12 protein-coding genes are annotated in these 13,833 nt (G+C 62.8%); 8 read left to right on the forward strand and 4 right to left on the reverse strand.

The annotated features are described in order from the left end of the window. Positions 1-59: 59 nt before the first annotated feature. Positions 60-527, forward strand: a complete 468-nt coding sequence (locus QRN46_RS13170) for a TlpA disulfide reductase family protein (protein ID WP_285355093.1) — start codon at positions 60-62, stop codon at positions 525-527. Positions 528-589: 62 nt separating this feature from the next. On the opposite strand, the gene QRN46_RS13175 is transcribed toward QRN46_RS13170, so the two are convergent. Together QRN46_RS13175 and QRN46_RS13180 are read right to left on the reverse strand one after the other, a co-directional pair. Further along, entirely contained in the window at positions 590-994 is a 405-nt protein-coding gene (locus tag QRN46_RS13175) for an META domain-containing protein (protein WP_007957769.1), read from the reverse strand. Beyond that, positions 994-1,428: a hypothetical protein gene (locus tag QRN46_RS13180; protein ID WP_007957770.1), complete on the reverse strand. Its 435-nt coding sequence runs from the start codon at positions 1,426-1,428 to the stop codon at positions 994-996. The genes QRN46_RS13175 and QRN46_RS13180 overlap by 1 nt, the downstream gene beginning before the upstream one ends. A gap of 133 nt (positions 1,429-1,561) precedes the next feature. On the opposite strand from QRN46_RS13180, the gene QRN46_RS13185 reads away from it, so the two are divergent. Further along, positions 1,562-2,002 carry a hypothetical protein gene (locus QRN46_RS13185; RefSeq protein WP_285355096.1) on the forward strand — a complete coding sequence of 147 codons (441 nt, stop codon included), beginning with the start codon at positions 1,562-1,564 and terminating at the stop codon, positions 2,000-2,002. Between the two features lie 10 nt (positions 2,003-2,012). Here the strand turns inward: QRN46_RS13185 and QRN46_RS13190 are convergent, their stop codons facing one another. Continuing rightward, on the reverse strand, positions 2,013-3,002 hold the full coding sequence (locus QRN46_RS13190; RefSeq protein WP_285355098.1) for a 2-hydroxyacid dehydrogenase: 990 nt from the start codon (positions 3,000-3,002) through the stop codon (positions 2,013-2,015). Between the two features lie 83 nt (positions 3,003-3,085). Continuing rightward, positions 3,086-5,839, reverse strand: a complete 2,754-nt coding sequence (locus tag QRN46_RS13195) for a response regulator (protein WP_285355100.1) — start codon at positions 5,837-5,839, stop codon at positions 3,086-3,088. Between the two features lie 216 nt (positions 5,840-6,055). On the opposite strand from QRN46_RS13195, the gene QRN46_RS13200 reads away from it, so the two are divergent. The 6 genes from QRN46_RS13200 to mazG all read left to right on the forward strand — a co-directional run bounded on the left by QRN46_RS13200 (position 6,056) and on the right by mazG (position 13,818). Beyond that, positions 6,056-6,778 (forward strand): response regulator transcription factor, encoded by a 723-nt coding sequence (locus QRN46_RS13200; protein WP_221615385.1) that lies wholly within the window; start codon positions 6,056-6,058, stop codon positions 6,776-6,778. Then, positions 6,765-8,189 (forward strand): sensor histidine kinase, encoded by a 1,425-nt coding sequence (locus tag QRN46_RS13205; RefSeq protein ID WP_201815946.1) that lies wholly within the window; start codon positions 6,765-6,767, stop codon positions 8,187-8,189. Before QRN46_RS13200 ends, QRN46_RS13205 begins: the two co-directional genes overlap by 14 nt. A gap of 170 nt (positions 8,190-8,359) precedes the next feature. Then, positions 8,360-9,262: a cysteine synthase CysM gene (gene cysM, locus QRN46_RS13210; protein WP_041475402.1), complete on the forward strand. Its 903-nt coding sequence runs from the start codon at positions 8,360-8,362 to the stop codon at positions 9,260-9,262. After that, a complete protein-coding gene (gene rlmD, locus QRN46_RS13215) occupies positions 9,262-10,647 on the forward strand; it encodes a 23S rRNA (uracil(1939)-C(5))-methyltransferase RlmD (RefSeq protein ID WP_011335481.1) in 1,386 nt (461 codons plus the stop codon). The genes cysM and rlmD overlap by 1 nt, the downstream gene beginning before the upstream one ends. An 88-nt stretch (positions 10,648-10,735) precedes the next feature. Then, positions 10,736-12,979, forward strand: a complete 2,244-nt coding sequence (gene relA / locus QRN46_RS13220) for a GTP diphosphokinase (RefSeq protein WP_007957789.1) — start codon at positions 10,736-10,738, stop codon at positions 12,977-12,979. Between the two features lie 5 nt (positions 12,980-12,984). Next, entirely contained in the window at positions 12,985-13,818 is an 834-nt protein-coding gene (gene mazG, locus QRN46_RS13225) for a nucleoside triphosphate pyrophosphohydrolase (protein WP_285355135.1), read from the forward strand. The last annotated feature ends 15 nt before the right edge of the window (positions 13,819-13,833 follow it).

Genomic DNA, 13,833 nt, shown 5'->3' on the forward strand with positions numbered 1-13,833 from the left:
CCAGAACCTTGGGAGGCGATGGGTCGCAGGCGCATTCAATTTTTCACAAGGAACACGACATGACACGGGCACTGGCAGCGGCATTGACGATCATCGGGGCGTTGATGCTGTGGGGCTGCGGTAACGACTATGGCATCGACCAGAACGGGCAGAAAGTGGCGTCCGAGCGCCTCGACAAACAATGGGTCGTGCTCAATTACTGGGCCGAATGGTGCGGCCCGTGCCGCACGGAAATCCCGGAACTCAATCACCTGGCGGACGAACTCAAGGGCAAGAAGATCGGCGTGTTCGGGGTCAACTTCGACAACGTGCAAGGTGAAGAGCTGAAGAGCGCCAGCGAGAAGCTGGGCATCAAGTTCACTGTGCTGGCGCAGGATCCGGCGGAACTGTTCGAGCTGCCGCGCAGTGAAGCCTTGCCGGTGACTTACATCATCGACAACAAGGGCAAGGTGCGGGAACAGTTGATGGGCGAGCAGACGGCGGCGGGGGTGATGGCGAAGCTCGAGGCATTGCAGGCGACCAATTGATTCGTCTTGGCTGATCATTCCCACGCCGGAGCGCGGGAATGATCGAGGGGCGATCTAAAGGATCAACCCTCTTCCAGCCACCAGCGCAACGGCTTGCCTTCAGCCGGCCAGAAGCGCATCTGCTCGATCGGCGAGATGTCCCAGCGCTCCACGTGCTCCAGGGCCTGGAGGAAGCGTTGCTCCTGCTCCATCAGCGCCGGTGCGCAGAGTTTGCGGGTCTTGCCGATTTTGCCGAAGCTCAGCTTGTCGCCTTCCAGGGTGTACGGCGCGAACCAGTGGTTGCAGCCGCCATTGCCATAGGCCCGGCCATCATCGCCGAGGGTCACGGTCAGGTGGCTGTAGTCCATCAGCGGACGCTCGCCGATCCATTCCAGAATGTAGCTGCGGTTTTGTTGCAGTTGCACAGGCTCCGCGGCGCAACCCATCAAGCCGGCGCCGACAGCGGCGGTCAGGGCCAGGTGTTTCATCACGCCGGCTCCTGGCATTTCGGGCACAGATGTTTGTCGCCGACGGCTTTCCAGCCCAGCTCCGCAATACGTGCCGTGGCGGCCGGTTTTTCCGCAGGCTTGCCCAGCTTGGCGTCCACCGCGAATTCGAAGCTCAGCTCCTTGGCGCAGCTGTCGCAGTTGACCTGCCAGGTGTGGATCGCCAGTTCACCGAACACCGGACCGGTGGTCATTGCGGTCCATTGACCCGGTGGGTTGATCAGGTGGCGGACGGTGTCGACGGTCAGACGCATGGACAAGTCCTTGCTGCCTTTGAGGGTCACGACCAGCACGTCGCCGATGCGGATCGAGCCCCCGTTGCCGGTGACCTGATAGCGGCCCGGAACGAGGGCGCGGCATTCGGTGAGGGTGTGTTGCGGGTTCATCAGGGTGTAGCGAAAATCGTGTTCGACCATGGGTCCTCCAAATATGCGCGACATGCTAGCACGGGCTTGATTGCAGAATGATGCGCGCGTGCGACCTTCGATCCGGTTCAAATCGACACCGCAGTCGTGGCAAACTGCCGCCTTCATTTTCAAGGAACGGAACATGGCGCTGATCGAATGTTATGAATGCAAGCGGAGCATCAGCTCCGAAGCCACGGCGTGCATTCATTGCGGAGCCCCGCTGGCAGAGGCGCAGGCGCCTCAAGCCGAAAAGGGCACGTCGACAATTTCCTTCGGTAGCCTGCCGCGCAACAAGGCCGTGCCCGAGGCCTACGTTCCGCCGCCGGCCCCCGAGCGGCCGAAGATCATGCCGGCCGCTGCGGGGCGACGCCGTCGTTCGCAGCCGGTCGAGCCGGTGCTGAACCCGGATGGCTCGCGTCCGGTGGAAGGCTGGCTGAAGATCATGGCGTTTCTGATGCCGCTGGTGTTTGTCTGGTTCCTGCTGCGCAGCGGGCACTCCTTCAAGCAACGTTTGCTGGGATTCGGCTGGCTGGCGCTGTTGATCCTGTGCGTGGCGATTACCCCGACGCCGCCTCCGGTCTGAGTCCGTTCGTTCAGCCTTCGACCTGGTTCTGCGGCGTGCCCGTCGCCCAGGTCGCGATGTTGTGCAAGGTGGTCGCGGCAATCGCGCCCAGCGCCTCATGGGTCAGGAACGCCTGATGCGCGGTGACGATCACATTCGGGAACGTCAGCAGCCGCGCCAGCACGTCGTCCTGTAGCGGCAGGTCGGAGCGGTCCTCGAAAAACAGCTGCGCTTCCTCTTCATACACATCCAGTCCCAGATAACCGAGCTGACCGTCTTTCAGGGCGTCGATCAGCGCCGGCGTGTCCACCAGACCGCCGCGCCCGGTGTTGATCAGCATCGCCCCCGGTTGCATGTGCGCCAGCGAATCGCGGTTGATCAGGTGTCTGCTCTGTTCGTTGAGCGGGCAGTGCAGGCTGATGATCCGCGACTGCGCCAGCAGATCCGGCAGGCTCAGGTAGCGCGCGCCTAACGCTTCGACGGCAGGGTTAGGATAAGGGTCGTAGGCCAGCAGTTCGCAGCCGAAACCGTGCATGATCTTCGCGAAGGTCGCGCCGATCTGCCCGGTGCCTACGACGCCGACCGTCTTGCCCACCAGATCGAAGCCGGTAAGACCGTGCAGGCTGAAGTCGCCTTCGCGGGTGCGGTTGTAGGCACGGTGCAGGCGTCGGTTGAGGGCGAGGATCAACGCCACCGCGTGCTCGGCCACCGCGTGGGGCGAGTAGGCCGGTACGCGCACGACGGCCAGCTCCAGGCGTTTGGCGACGGCCAGGTCCACATGGTTGTAGCCGGCCGAACGCAAGGCGATCAGGCGTGTCCCGCCCGCAGCCAGGCGTTCGAGCACCGGGGCGCTGAGGTCATCATTGATGAACGCGCAGACCACCTCGTGATGTTCGGCCAGCGCAGCCGTGTCGAGGCTGAGCCGGGCCGGCTGGAAATGCAGTTCGATCCCGGCCGGGCAGTCGGCGGCGAGGAAACTGTCGCGGTCGTAGGACTGGCTGCTGAAAACGATCGTGCGCATGAAATCCTCCTGGAGCATCGACGCGGGCGCAAATCACCCGCAACAACTGTAGCTGCGTCGACGTTGACCGGCATTGCGCTGGATCAGGCGCTGATCTTCGCCTGGGCCGCCAGACGATTGATCGCCCGTTCCAGCTCGTCCAGCGCGGCCGAGGCCTTGGGATCGTCCTGCTTGAGCAGGGTTTCGCTGCGTTGGCAGGCGGCGCGCAATTGCGGTACACCGCAGTAACGAGTGGCGCCATGCAGGCGGTGCACCCGTTCAAGCAGAGCGTTCTGATCCTGATGGTCGCGGGCGGTGCGGATGGCTTCCCGGTCGGCTTCGAGCGAGGCCAGCAGCATCGCCAGCATGTCCGCCGCCAGATCCGCCTTGCCGGCAGCCAGGCGCAAACCTTCTTCGTGATCGAGAATCGGCAGTTCCTGATTGCCCAGCAGGCTTTCGCCGCCACGGTCCGGCGCCTGATTGCGCAGCGCCAGGCCGGTCCACTTCAGCACCACCTGCGCCAGTTGCCGCTCGCTGATCGGCTTGGTCAGGTAGTCGTCCATGCCGCTTTGCAGCAGCGCGCGTTTTTCATTGGCCATGGCGTGGGCGGTGAGGGCGACGATCGGCAGCGGCGTGCAATGGCGCTCGCTTTCCCACTGGCGAATGGTTTCGGTGCTCTGGCGTCCGTCCATGCCGGGCATCTGCACATCCATCAGCACCAGATCGAAGCTTTCGCTCTGTACCGCCTTGACCGCGGCGTAACCGCTTTCCACGGCCAGCACCTTGGCGCCCATGTCTTCGAGCAGGGTCTGCACCAGCAACAGGTTGGCCGGGTTGTCATCGACACACAGCACTTTCGGCGCGCGGCTCGACAGCGGTTCGCCCGGTTCGCTGCGCGACTGGCGCGGGTTGACCATGTCCGACAGCGCACGACGGAGTTTGCGGGTGCAGGCCGGTTTCGATTGCAGCTGGCTGTGAGGATTGGGCACCGAAAGGTGATAGAGCGTCAGCTCGGTGGTCGGGCACAACACCAGCACCCGGCAACCGAGGTGCTCAAGATCCCAGATATGCTGGTTCAGGCGTTCGGGCGGCATGTCGTTGCTGGTGATGCCGAGCACGGCCAGATCGATGGCCTGATCGGTCTGATGGGCGCCGGTGACGCCGTTGGTCAGGCTTTCCAGGGTATTGAACGGCGTGACGTCGAGGCCGCAGTCTTCCAGTTGATGCTGCAGGGCCTGACGCGCCAGTTCATGGTTTTCCAGTACCGCCACCCGACGCCCGAGCAATGGCGCGGCGGGCAGGTCTTCGGCGTCGTCGCGGGTCTTGGGCAGGTTCAGGCTGATCCAGAACTCCGAACCTTCGCCCGGCGTGCTGTCGACCCCGATTTCGCCGCCCATCTGTTCGATCAGACGCTTGGAAATCACCAGCCCCAGACCGGTACCGCCGGGTTGGCGCGACAGCGAGTTGTCGGCCTGGCTGAAGGCCTGGAACAACGCGCGTACATCCTGGTTCGACAGCCCGATACCGGTGTCCTGAATGCTGATGCGCAACTGCACGCTGTCGTCGTTTTCTTCTTCGAGCATGGCGCGGGCGACGATGGTGCCTTCGCGGGTGAACTTGATCGCGTTGCTCACCAGATTCGTCAGGATCTGCTTGAGGCGCAGCGGATCACCGACCAGCGACAGCGGCGTGTCGCGGTACACCAGACTCACCAGTTCCAGCTGCTTGGCGTGGGCAGCGGGGGCGAGGATGGTGAGGGTGTCCTGCAACAGGTCGCGCAGGTTGAACGGGATATGGTCGAGCACCAGCTTGCCGGCCTCGATCTTCGAGAAGTCGAGGATCTCGTTGATGATCCCCAACAGGCTGTCGGCGGATTTTTCGATGGTGCCCAGGTAGTCGAGCTGGCGCGGGGTCAGCTCGCTTTTCTGCAACAGGTGGGTGAAACCGAGAATGCCGTTCAGCGGTGTGCGGATCTCGTGGCTCATGTTGGCGAGAAATTCGGATTTGATCCGGCTCGCTTCCAGCGCTTCCTTGCGGGCCAGGTCCAGTTCGATGTTCTGGATCTCGATGGTTTCCAGGTTCTGGCGCACGTCTTCGGTGGCCTGATCGACGCTGTGCTGCAATTCTTCGCGGGCGTTTTGCAGGGTGCCGGCCATGCGGTTGATGCCGGACGCCAGTTCATCCAGCTCCTGACTGCCCAATGGCGGCAGACGGGTTTCCAGGTGACCGTCCTTGAGCTGCGCGACGGCCTGTTTGATCTGGCCCAGCGGGCGGTTGATCGTGCGGCCCATGCGCAGGGCCAGCAACGCGGCGCCGGCCAGACCTGCGCCGATCAGCAGCAGGCTGGCGAACAGGCTTCGATAGCCGCGCAACAGCATGCCGTTGTGCGACAGCTCCAGTTCCACCCAACCGAGTAAACGGTCGGACTCTTGCGGGATCAGCTCGCCGGCGAGGTTGCGGTGTTTGCCGAAGACCGGGAGCAGATAGCGGGTGGCATCGTTGCCGCTGCGTCGCAGCAGGTGCGCGCTGTCGCCGCTGGGCGCCTGATTGAGCATGGTCGGGCCGGCGTGGGCGAGAGGAGAGCGGTCGGGCGCGAGGAAGGTCACGGCGCGCACGTCCGGTTGTTCGAGGGACTGGGTGGCGATGCGCTCGAGCAGTTCGGCATCGCCGTGGCCCATGGCCGGTGCTACCAGCGGGGCCAGTTGCTCGGCGATCATTTCGCCGCGCTGCATCAATTGGGCTTGCAGGTCGGACTGCTGCGTCCAGGTGAAATACCCGCCCAGCACCAGTGCCATCAGGCTGGTCGGCAACAGGGTCAGCAGCAACACGCGACCTTTGATTCCCAGTTTCTTGAGCACGCCTTTCTCCTGCATCCCGCTGATTGTTGACTCACACGTGCGTCCGGCACGCGGTATCGGCGCAGTGTAGCGATTTGCTCAGGGACGTTGTCGGGAAAAATGATGTCGTTGTTCTTCGCTTGGGCACCTGTCATCTGTCCGACAGGTCAAGCTTGGGTTGCCGGGCGCGGGGCAATCTTGAATAATCGCCCAACTGAGAATTATTTGCAGATAGTCATGACTCTTGTCTCCATTGGCCAACCCCGCATTCTTTCCATCGAAGACGACCCCGTCCTCGGTGCCTATGTCCATGAACATCTGGGCCGCAGCGGCTTTCAGGTCACCTGGTGCCAGAACGGCAGCGAAGGCCTGAGTATCGCCCGGCGCCAGCCGTTCGATGTGGTGTTGATGGACATTCTGTTGCCGGGGCTCGATGGACTGAATGTCCTGACCCAACTGCGTCAGAGCCATTCCACCCCGGTGTTGCTGATGTCAGCCCTCGGTGCCGAGGCCGACCGCATCAGCGGGTTCCGCCTTGGCGCCGACGACTATCTGCCCAAACCCTTCAGCATGGCCGAGCTGCATGTGCGCATTGAAGCGATCCTGCGCCGGGTTGCCCTTGATCGTCGCCCGACGGCCGTCGCTGCGGTGGTGCCGGTCGGCGGGCTGCGCTTCGACGACGAGCAGTGCGAGGTGTTCTACCTCGACCAGCCCGCCGGCCTGACCCGCAGCGAATACCGCCTGCTGGAAACCCTCAATCGCAACGACGAGGAAGTGCTGAGCAAGGCCTTCCTTTATCAGCACGTTCTTCAGCGCGGTTATGCGGCCCACGATCGCAGCCTTGATATGCACATCAGCCAGATTCGCCGCAAACTCAAGTCGGTCGGCTACACCGAGCGCGAAGTGCGCACGGTGTGGGGCAAGGGTTACGTTCTGAGTGCCGTCGATGAAAGTGTCTGACCTGCCGGGCCGGCACTCGCTGTTCTGGAAGCTCGCCTGTCTGCTGGTGGCGTTCTGTCTGCTGATGATCTGGCTGAGCTGGTCCTGGGGCTGGTACATGGAGCAGCGCAATCAGTTCCTCTCCGACGACGCCCGTCGCACCCTGAGCCGTTATGCCGCCGAGGCGGAGCGCGCCTGGCAGCAGGGCGAGCGCGATGGCATCGATAGCTGGTTGCAAAGCATGGAGCTGCGCGAGGCCGGCTGGGTCGGCGTGATCGGCGGCAACCTGCAGTCGCTGGGCAGCCAACCGTTCAACGCTCAAGAGCTTCAGCACCTGACCTTCCTGCGAGGTCTGGACTGGCCGATTCATAAAAGGGGCCGACCGTGGCTGCGGGTTCCGTTCCCCACTGACCCGACTGCCGGCAGTCTGGTCATCGAGTTGCCCGAGCGATTCCTGCCGGGGAAATACCGGGTGTTCTGGCGGGTCATAACCAACGGTGTGATTCCCGGCCTGTTCACCCTGCTGCTGTGCGTCGGCCTGTATCGCCTGCTGGTGGTGCCGCTTAACAATCTGCGCGAGCAGGCCAACGCCTGGCGCGCCGATGAACTGAATGTGCGGTTGTCGAGCGGCATCACCCAGCGCCCCGATGAACTCGGCGAACTGGCCCGCGCCTTCGATTCGATGTCCGAACGCCTGCAGTCCACCGTGGCCTTGCAACAGCAACTGCTGCGCGACCTGTCCCACGAACTGCGCACGCCCCTGAGCCGGTTGCGGGTCGCCAGTGAAAGCGAGCAACAGCTGCAACCGTTGCGCGAGCGCATCGGTCGCGAAGTCGACGTGATGCAGCGACTAGTGGAGGACACCCTGCAACTGGCCTGGCTCGACACCGAACGCGCACCGTTGCCGGACGAAGCGATCCAGATTCAGGCGCTGTGGGAAATGCTCACGGAAAACGCCTGCTACGAAAGCTGCTGTCCGGTGGGGCAGTTGCAGTGCGGTGTTGAAGCTTCCTGCTGGGTACGCGGCAATCTCAACACCCTGGCCCAGGCTCTGGAAAACATCCTGCGCAATGCGATTCGTCATTCGCCACCGGGCGGCATCGTGCGGCTCGACGGTCGACGGGAGGGCGATTACTGGCACCTGTGGCTGGAGGACGAGGGCGGTGGTGTGGCCGACGCGGATCTTGAGCGGATCTTTTCGCCCTTCATCCGCCTCGACGGCTCGCGGCCGGGGGATGGTGGATTCGGTCTGGGCCTGAGCATCGCGAGGAACGCGGTGCAACGCCAGGGCGGTACTTTGTGGGCTGAGAATGGCCCGTCGGGATTGCGACTGAATCTGCGCTTGGTGGCGGAGGACAGTGCTGTCATTCCTGAAGTCTTCGCTGGCAAGCCAGATCCCACAGTGGACATGGGCCGCCCGCAGATTGTGTGAGCGGCACAGGAAAGTGTCAGCACTGCCGACACTCTTTAAAAAGTCTCACCACTGGTGAGACTTTTACTGCTTATTCCAAGAAACCATAAGCACCACACTTTGCGTGATATGGCCTGCGCAGGTTTGCCGGTATGATAGGCGCCCCCGCTGTCCGGATTGCGAAAAACGCCATGACCTTGCAGTACCCAACCATCGCCGATTGCGTCGGCAACACGCCGCTGGTGCGTTTGCAGCGCCTGCCCGGTGTCACCAGCAACACCCTTTTGCTCAAGCTTGAAGGGAACAACCCGGCGGGTTCGGTCAAGGATCGTCCGGCGCTGTCGATGATCACCCGTGCCGAGTTGCGCGGGCAGATCCACGAAGGCGATACGCTGATCGAAGCGACCTCGGGCAACACCGGGATCGCCTTGGCGATGGCCGCCGCGATCAAGGGTTACAAGATGATCCTGATCATGCCGGACAACTCCAGCGCCGAACGTAAAGCGGCGATGACCGCTTACGGCGCAGAGCTGATTCTGGTCAGCCAGGAAGAGGGCATGGAAGGCGCTCGCGATCTCGCCCAGCGGATGGAAGCCGAAGGCCGTGGCAAGGTGCTGGATCAGTTCGCCAACGGCGACAATCCTGAAGCGCACTACACCACCACCGGCCCGGAAATCTGGCGTCAGACCCAGGGCTCCATCACCCATTTCGTCAGCTCCATGGGTACCACCGGCACCATCATGGGCGTGTCGCGCTACCTCAAGGAGCAGAACGACAACGTACAGATCGTCGGCCTGCAACCGATGGAAGGCTCGGCCATTCCCGGCATCCGCCGCTGGCCGCAGGAATACCTGCCGAAGATCTATCAGGCCGACCGCGTCGACCGCATCGTCGACATGGCGCAAAGCGAGGCCGAAAACGTTACCCGGCGTCTGGCCCGCGAAGAAGGCATCTTCTGCGGCGTGTCCTCGGGCGGTGCAGTGGCAGCGATGCTGCGCCTGTCCAAAGAAGTTGAAAACGCGGTGATCGTTGCGATCATCTGCGACCGTGGCGACCGTTACCTGTCGACCGGCATTTTCGACGCGCCCAACTGATGGCCAAGCACGAGAGAGGCCTGCGCTTCCAGCCCACCGGCGGCAGCAAGGCCCCGCAAATCCCGACCGGCAAAAAGCAGCGCCTGAGCATCGAGCGCCTGGCCAATGACGGTCGCGGCATCGCGTTTTTTGAAGGCAAAACCTGGTTCGTCCTCGGCGCCCTCGCCGGTGAAGAGGTCGAAGCGCGGGTGCTAGGCGCCCACGGCAAAGTGGTCGAGGCGCGTACCGAGCGCGTGTTCAGCGCCAGTGAATTGCGTCGTCCCGCACCTTGCCAGCACGCCGGCCGCTGCGGCGGTTGCAGCGTCCAGCATTTGCCCCACAACGAACAGCTTGCCCTGAAACAGCGCATGCTCGCCGAGCAGTTGTCGCGAGTCGCCGGAGCCGAACCCGAGGAGTGGGCGGCGCCGTTGACCGGTCCCGAATTCGGCTACCGTCGCCGCGCCCGGATCGCCGTGCGCTGGGACAGCAAGGCCAAAAAGCTTGAAGTCGGTTTCCGTGCCGCCGGCAGCCAGGACATCGTTGCGATCAGCGAATGCCCGGTGCTGGTACAGCCCTTGCAGCCGATCATGACCCGCTTGCCGGAGATGCTGCGTCGCTTGAGCAAACCTCAGGCGCTGGGGCATGTGGAATTGTTCAGTGGCTCGTCACTCGCCGTCCTGCTGCGTCACATGGCGCCGCTGTCCGAAGCCGACCTGACGATTCTCAAGGATTTCTGCGCGTTCCATGAAGCGCAGCTCTGGCTGCATGGCGAAGGCGAACCGCAGCCGGTGGATGATGCACAGTCGCTTGGCTATCACCTGGAACAGTGGGATCTGCAATTGGCTTACCGGCCGGGGGATTTCATCCAGGTCAATGCCGGGGTCAACGAGGCCATGGTCGCCCAGGCGCTGGAGTGGTTGAAACCGACAGCGGATGAGCGCGTGCTCGACCTGTTCTGCGGTCTCGGCAACTTTGCCTTGCCGCTGGCAAAAGCTGCGCGTGAAGTGGTGGCGGTCGAAGGCGTGCAGACCATGGTTGATCGCGCGGCGGCCAATGCCGCCAGTAACAATTTGCATAACACAAAGTTTTTTCAGGCCGATTTATCCCAGCCTTTGACCGATGCCGAGTGGATCGGAAACGGCTTTTCTGCGGTACTCTTGGACCCACCGCGCGACGGTGCTTTCGAGGTGGTGCGCAAGCTGGCGGCCTTGGGCGCCAAACGGTTGGTGTACGTGTCGTGCAACCCTGCAACTCTGGCGCGCGATACGGTCGAATTGATCAAGCAGGGCTACCGGTTAAAACGTGCCGGGATTCTCGATATGTTTCCTCAGACGGCACATGTCGAGGCCATGGCGTTATTTGAAGCGAGCCAGGATGGCTCGTCTGATCCGACTGGTCGTCCGTAGCGCTCGCCTTGGCCCCGCGAGCGCGAACGGGCATTGACGGTCAGTGATTTGACGCATTGAATCTGCGTCGTAGGGAAGGTAAAGCAAGATGGTACAGGTGAGAGCACACCAGCCGATCAACACTGACGGCAGTATCAATCTCGAGGCTTGGCTCGATCATGCGGTCAGTGTCGATCTGGCACTGGATCGCGAAGCCTTGAAAGAGGCCTGCGAGTACGCTCGCCAGGCCGAGCAACAGTCCAATGCAGCGAAGAATCTCTGGTCCGAAGGCAGCGGCAGTTTCAGCACTGGCCTCGAGATCGCCGAGATCCTTGCCGACCTCAAGCTCGATCAGGATTCGCTGGTGGCTGCGGTTCTCTATCGCGGCGTGCGCGAAGGCCAGATCGAACTCGCGGCGGTCAGCCAGCGCTTCGGCCCGGTGGTCGCCAAGCTGATCGACGGCGTGCTGCGCATGGCGGCAATCAGTGCCAGCCTCAGCCCCCGCCAGTCGATGGTGCTCGGCACCCAGGGCCAGGTGGAAAACCTGCGCAAGATGCTGGTGGCGATGGTCGACGACGTGCGTGTCGCGCTGATCAAGCTCGCCGAACGCACCTGCGCGATCCGTGCAGTGAAAACCGCCGACGACGAAAAACGTAACCGGGTCGCCCGGGAAGTGTTCGACATCTATGCGCCGCTCGCGCATCGACTCGGCATCGGCCATATCAAATGGGAACTGGAGGACTTGTCCTTCCGTTACCTGGAACCCGATCAATACAAACAGATCGCCAAGCTGCTGCATGAACGGCGGCTGGATCGTGAGCGTTTCATCGCCGATGTGATGACCCAGCTCAAGGACGAGCTGCAAGCCACCGGCGTCGAAGCCGACATCAGCGGTCGGGCCAAACACATCTATTCGATCTGGCGCAAAATGCAGCGCAAGGGTCTGGAATTCAGCCAGATCTATGACGTGCGTGCGGTGCGCGTGCTGGTGCCGGAAATGCGCGACTGCTACACCGCGCTCGGCATCGTCCACACCCTGTGGCGGCATATCCCGAAAGAGTTCGACGACTACATCGCCAACCCGAAAGAGAACGGCTACCGCTCGCTGCACACGGCGGTGATCGGCCCGGAAGGCAAGGTGCTGGAAGTCCAGATCCGGACCCATTCGATGCACGAAGAGGCCGAGCTCGGCGTCTGCGCGCACTGGCGCTACAAGGGCACCGACGTCAAGTCCGGCTCCAATCACTACGAAGAGAAAATCTCCTGGCTGCGTCAGGTCCTCGAGTGGCACGAAGAGCTGGGCGACATCGGTGGTCTGGCCGAACAGTTGCGGGTCGATATCGAGCCGGATCGGGTCTACATCTTCACCCCGGACGGTCACGCCATCGACTTGCCGAAGGGCGCGACGCCGCTGGATTTCGCCTACCGCGTGCACACCGAAATCGGTCACAACTGCCGTGGCGCGAAGATCAACGGGCGCATCGTTCCGCTCAACTACAGCCTGCAGACCGGCGAGCAGGTCGAGATCATCACCAGCAAGCACGGCACCCCAAGCCGCGACTGGCTGAACCCGAACCTGGGCTACGTCACCACGTCCCGGGCGCGGGCGAAGATCGTGCACTGGTTCAAGCTGCAGGCACGCGACCAGAACGTCGCGGCGGGCAAGACCCTGCTCGAGCGCGAACTCAATCGCCTCGGCCTGCCGGCGGTGGATTTCGACAAGCTGGCCGACAAGGCCAACATGAAAACCGCCGAAGACATGTTCGCCGCCCTCGGGGCCGGCGACCTGCGTCTGGCGCAACTGGTCAACCTGGCGCAACAGCTGGTCGAGCCGGAACGCGGCAACGAACAGCTGGAACTGATCCCGCGCAAGGCCACCGGCTACAAGCCGGGCAAGCGCGGCGACATCCAGATCCAGGGCGTCGGCAACCTGATGACCCAGATGGCCGGCTGCTGCCAGCCGTTGCCGGGCGATGCGATCGTCGGCTACATCACCCAGGGCCGTGGCGTGAGCATTCACCGTCAGGACTGCGCCTCGGTGCTGCAACTGGCCGGGCGCGAGCCGGAGCGGATCATCCAGGTCAGCTGGGGGCCGGTGCCGGTGCTCACCTATCCGGTGGACATCGTCATCCGCGCCTACGACCGTTCCGGTCTGCTGCGTGACGTTTCGCAGGTGCTGCTCAACGAGCGGATCAACGTGCTGGCGGTCAACACCCGCTCGAACAAGGAGGACAACACCGCGCTGATGTCCCTGACCATCGAGATTCCGGGTCTGGACGCGCTGGGGCGGTTGCTGGGGCGGATTTCCCAGTTGCCGAACATCATCGAAACGCGGCGTAACCGGACTCCATGAAACCGATCTACAGCCTTGAAGACCTGCTGCACCTGATGAATCGTCTGCGCGACCCGCAGTATGGTTGCCCGTGGGACATCAAGCAGACTTACGCGACCATCGTCCCGCACACCCTTGAAGAGGCCTACGAAGTCGCCGATGCCATCGAGCGCGGCGACTTCGACCACTTGCAGGGGGAGTTGGGCGATCTGCTGTTTCAGGTGGTGTATTACAGCCAGCTGGCGCGGGAAGAGGGGCGGTTCGAATTTGCCGGGGTGGTCGATAGCATCACGCGCAAGCTGATTCGTCGTCATCCGCACGTATTCCCGACCGGCGATCTGTATGCGCCGCTGGACGTGCCACGTTTGAACGAAGAGCAGGTCAAGCAGCGCTGGGAGGAGATCAAGGCCGAAGAACGTGCCGAGAAGTCCGCCGAGCCGCAGCAACTGTCACTGCTCGACGATGTGCCGGCTGCGTTGCCGGCACTGTCCCGCTCGGCCAAGTTGCAGACGCGCGCAGGGCAGGTCGGTTTCGACTGGCCGGATGCGTTGCCGGTGCTGGACAAGGTCCGCGAAGAACTCGATGAAGTGCTCGAAGCCATGTCCGAAAATGACCCGCAAGCGGTGGCGGACGAGATCGGCGACCTGCTGTTTTCGGTGGTCAATCTGGCCCGGCACCTGAAGGTCGATCCGGAAACTGCATTGCGTGGCGCCAACGCCAAGTTCGAGCGACGTTTCCGTTTTATCGAACAGGCATTGCGCGACACCCATCGACCCATGGAAGATTGCACCCTCGAAGAGTTGGACGCCCTGTGGGGCGAAGCCAAACGTCAGGAAAAGAATTTGCCCAGCTGCGGCTGAGCCGTTGCCCAAGTG

The sequence above is a fragment of the Pseudomonas sp. lyk4-R2A-10 genome (assembly GCF_030209075.1).
GTDB lineage: Bacteria > Pseudomonadota > Gammaproteobacteria > Pseudomonadales > Pseudomonadaceae > Aquipseudomonas > Aquipseudomonas glycinae.

What these genes read in the sequence shown, in the direction of transcription:
- relA (WP_007957789.1), top strand. Translation starts at nt 10,736, where the DNA reads ATGGTACAGGTGAGAGCACACCAGCCGATCAACACTGACGGCAGTATC.
- QRN46_RS13180 (WP_007957770.1), bottom strand. Translation starts at nt 1,428, where the DNA reads ATGGTCGAACACGATTTTCGCTACACCCTGATGAACCCGCAACACACC.
- QRN46_RS13175 (WP_007957769.1), bottom strand. Translation starts at nt 994, where the DNA reads ATGAAACACCTGGCCCTGACCGCCGCTGTCGGCGCCGGCTTGATGGGT.
- QRN46_RS13190 (WP_285355098.1), bottom strand. Translation starts at nt 3,002, where the DNA reads ATGCGCACGATCGTTTTCAGCAGCCAGTCCTACGACCGCGACAGTTTC.
- QRN46_RS13185 (WP_285355096.1), top strand. Translation starts at nt 1,562, where the DNA reads ATGGCGCTGATCGAATGTTATGAATGCAAGCGGAGCATCAGCTCCGAA.
- QRN46_RS13205 (WP_201815946.1), top strand. Translation starts at nt 6,765, where the DNA reads ATGAAAGTGTCTGACCTGCCGGGCCGGCACTCGCTGTTCTGGAAGCTC.
- QRN46_RS13170 (WP_285355093.1), top strand. Translation starts at nt 60, where the DNA reads ATGACACGGGCACTGGCAGCGGCATTGACGATCATCGGGGCGTTGATG.
- rlmD (WP_011335481.1), top strand. Translation starts at nt 9,262, where the DNA reads ATGGCCAAGCACGAGAGAGGCCTGCGCTTCCAGCCCACCGGCGGCAGC.
- cysM (WP_041475402.1), top strand. Translation starts at nt 8,360, where the DNA reads ATGACCTTGCAGTACCCAACCATCGCCGATTGCGTCGGCAACACGCCG.
- QRN46_RS13200 (WP_221615385.1), top strand. Translation starts at nt 6,056, where the DNA reads ATGACTCTTGTCTCCATTGGCCAACCCCGCATTCTTTCCATCGAAGAC.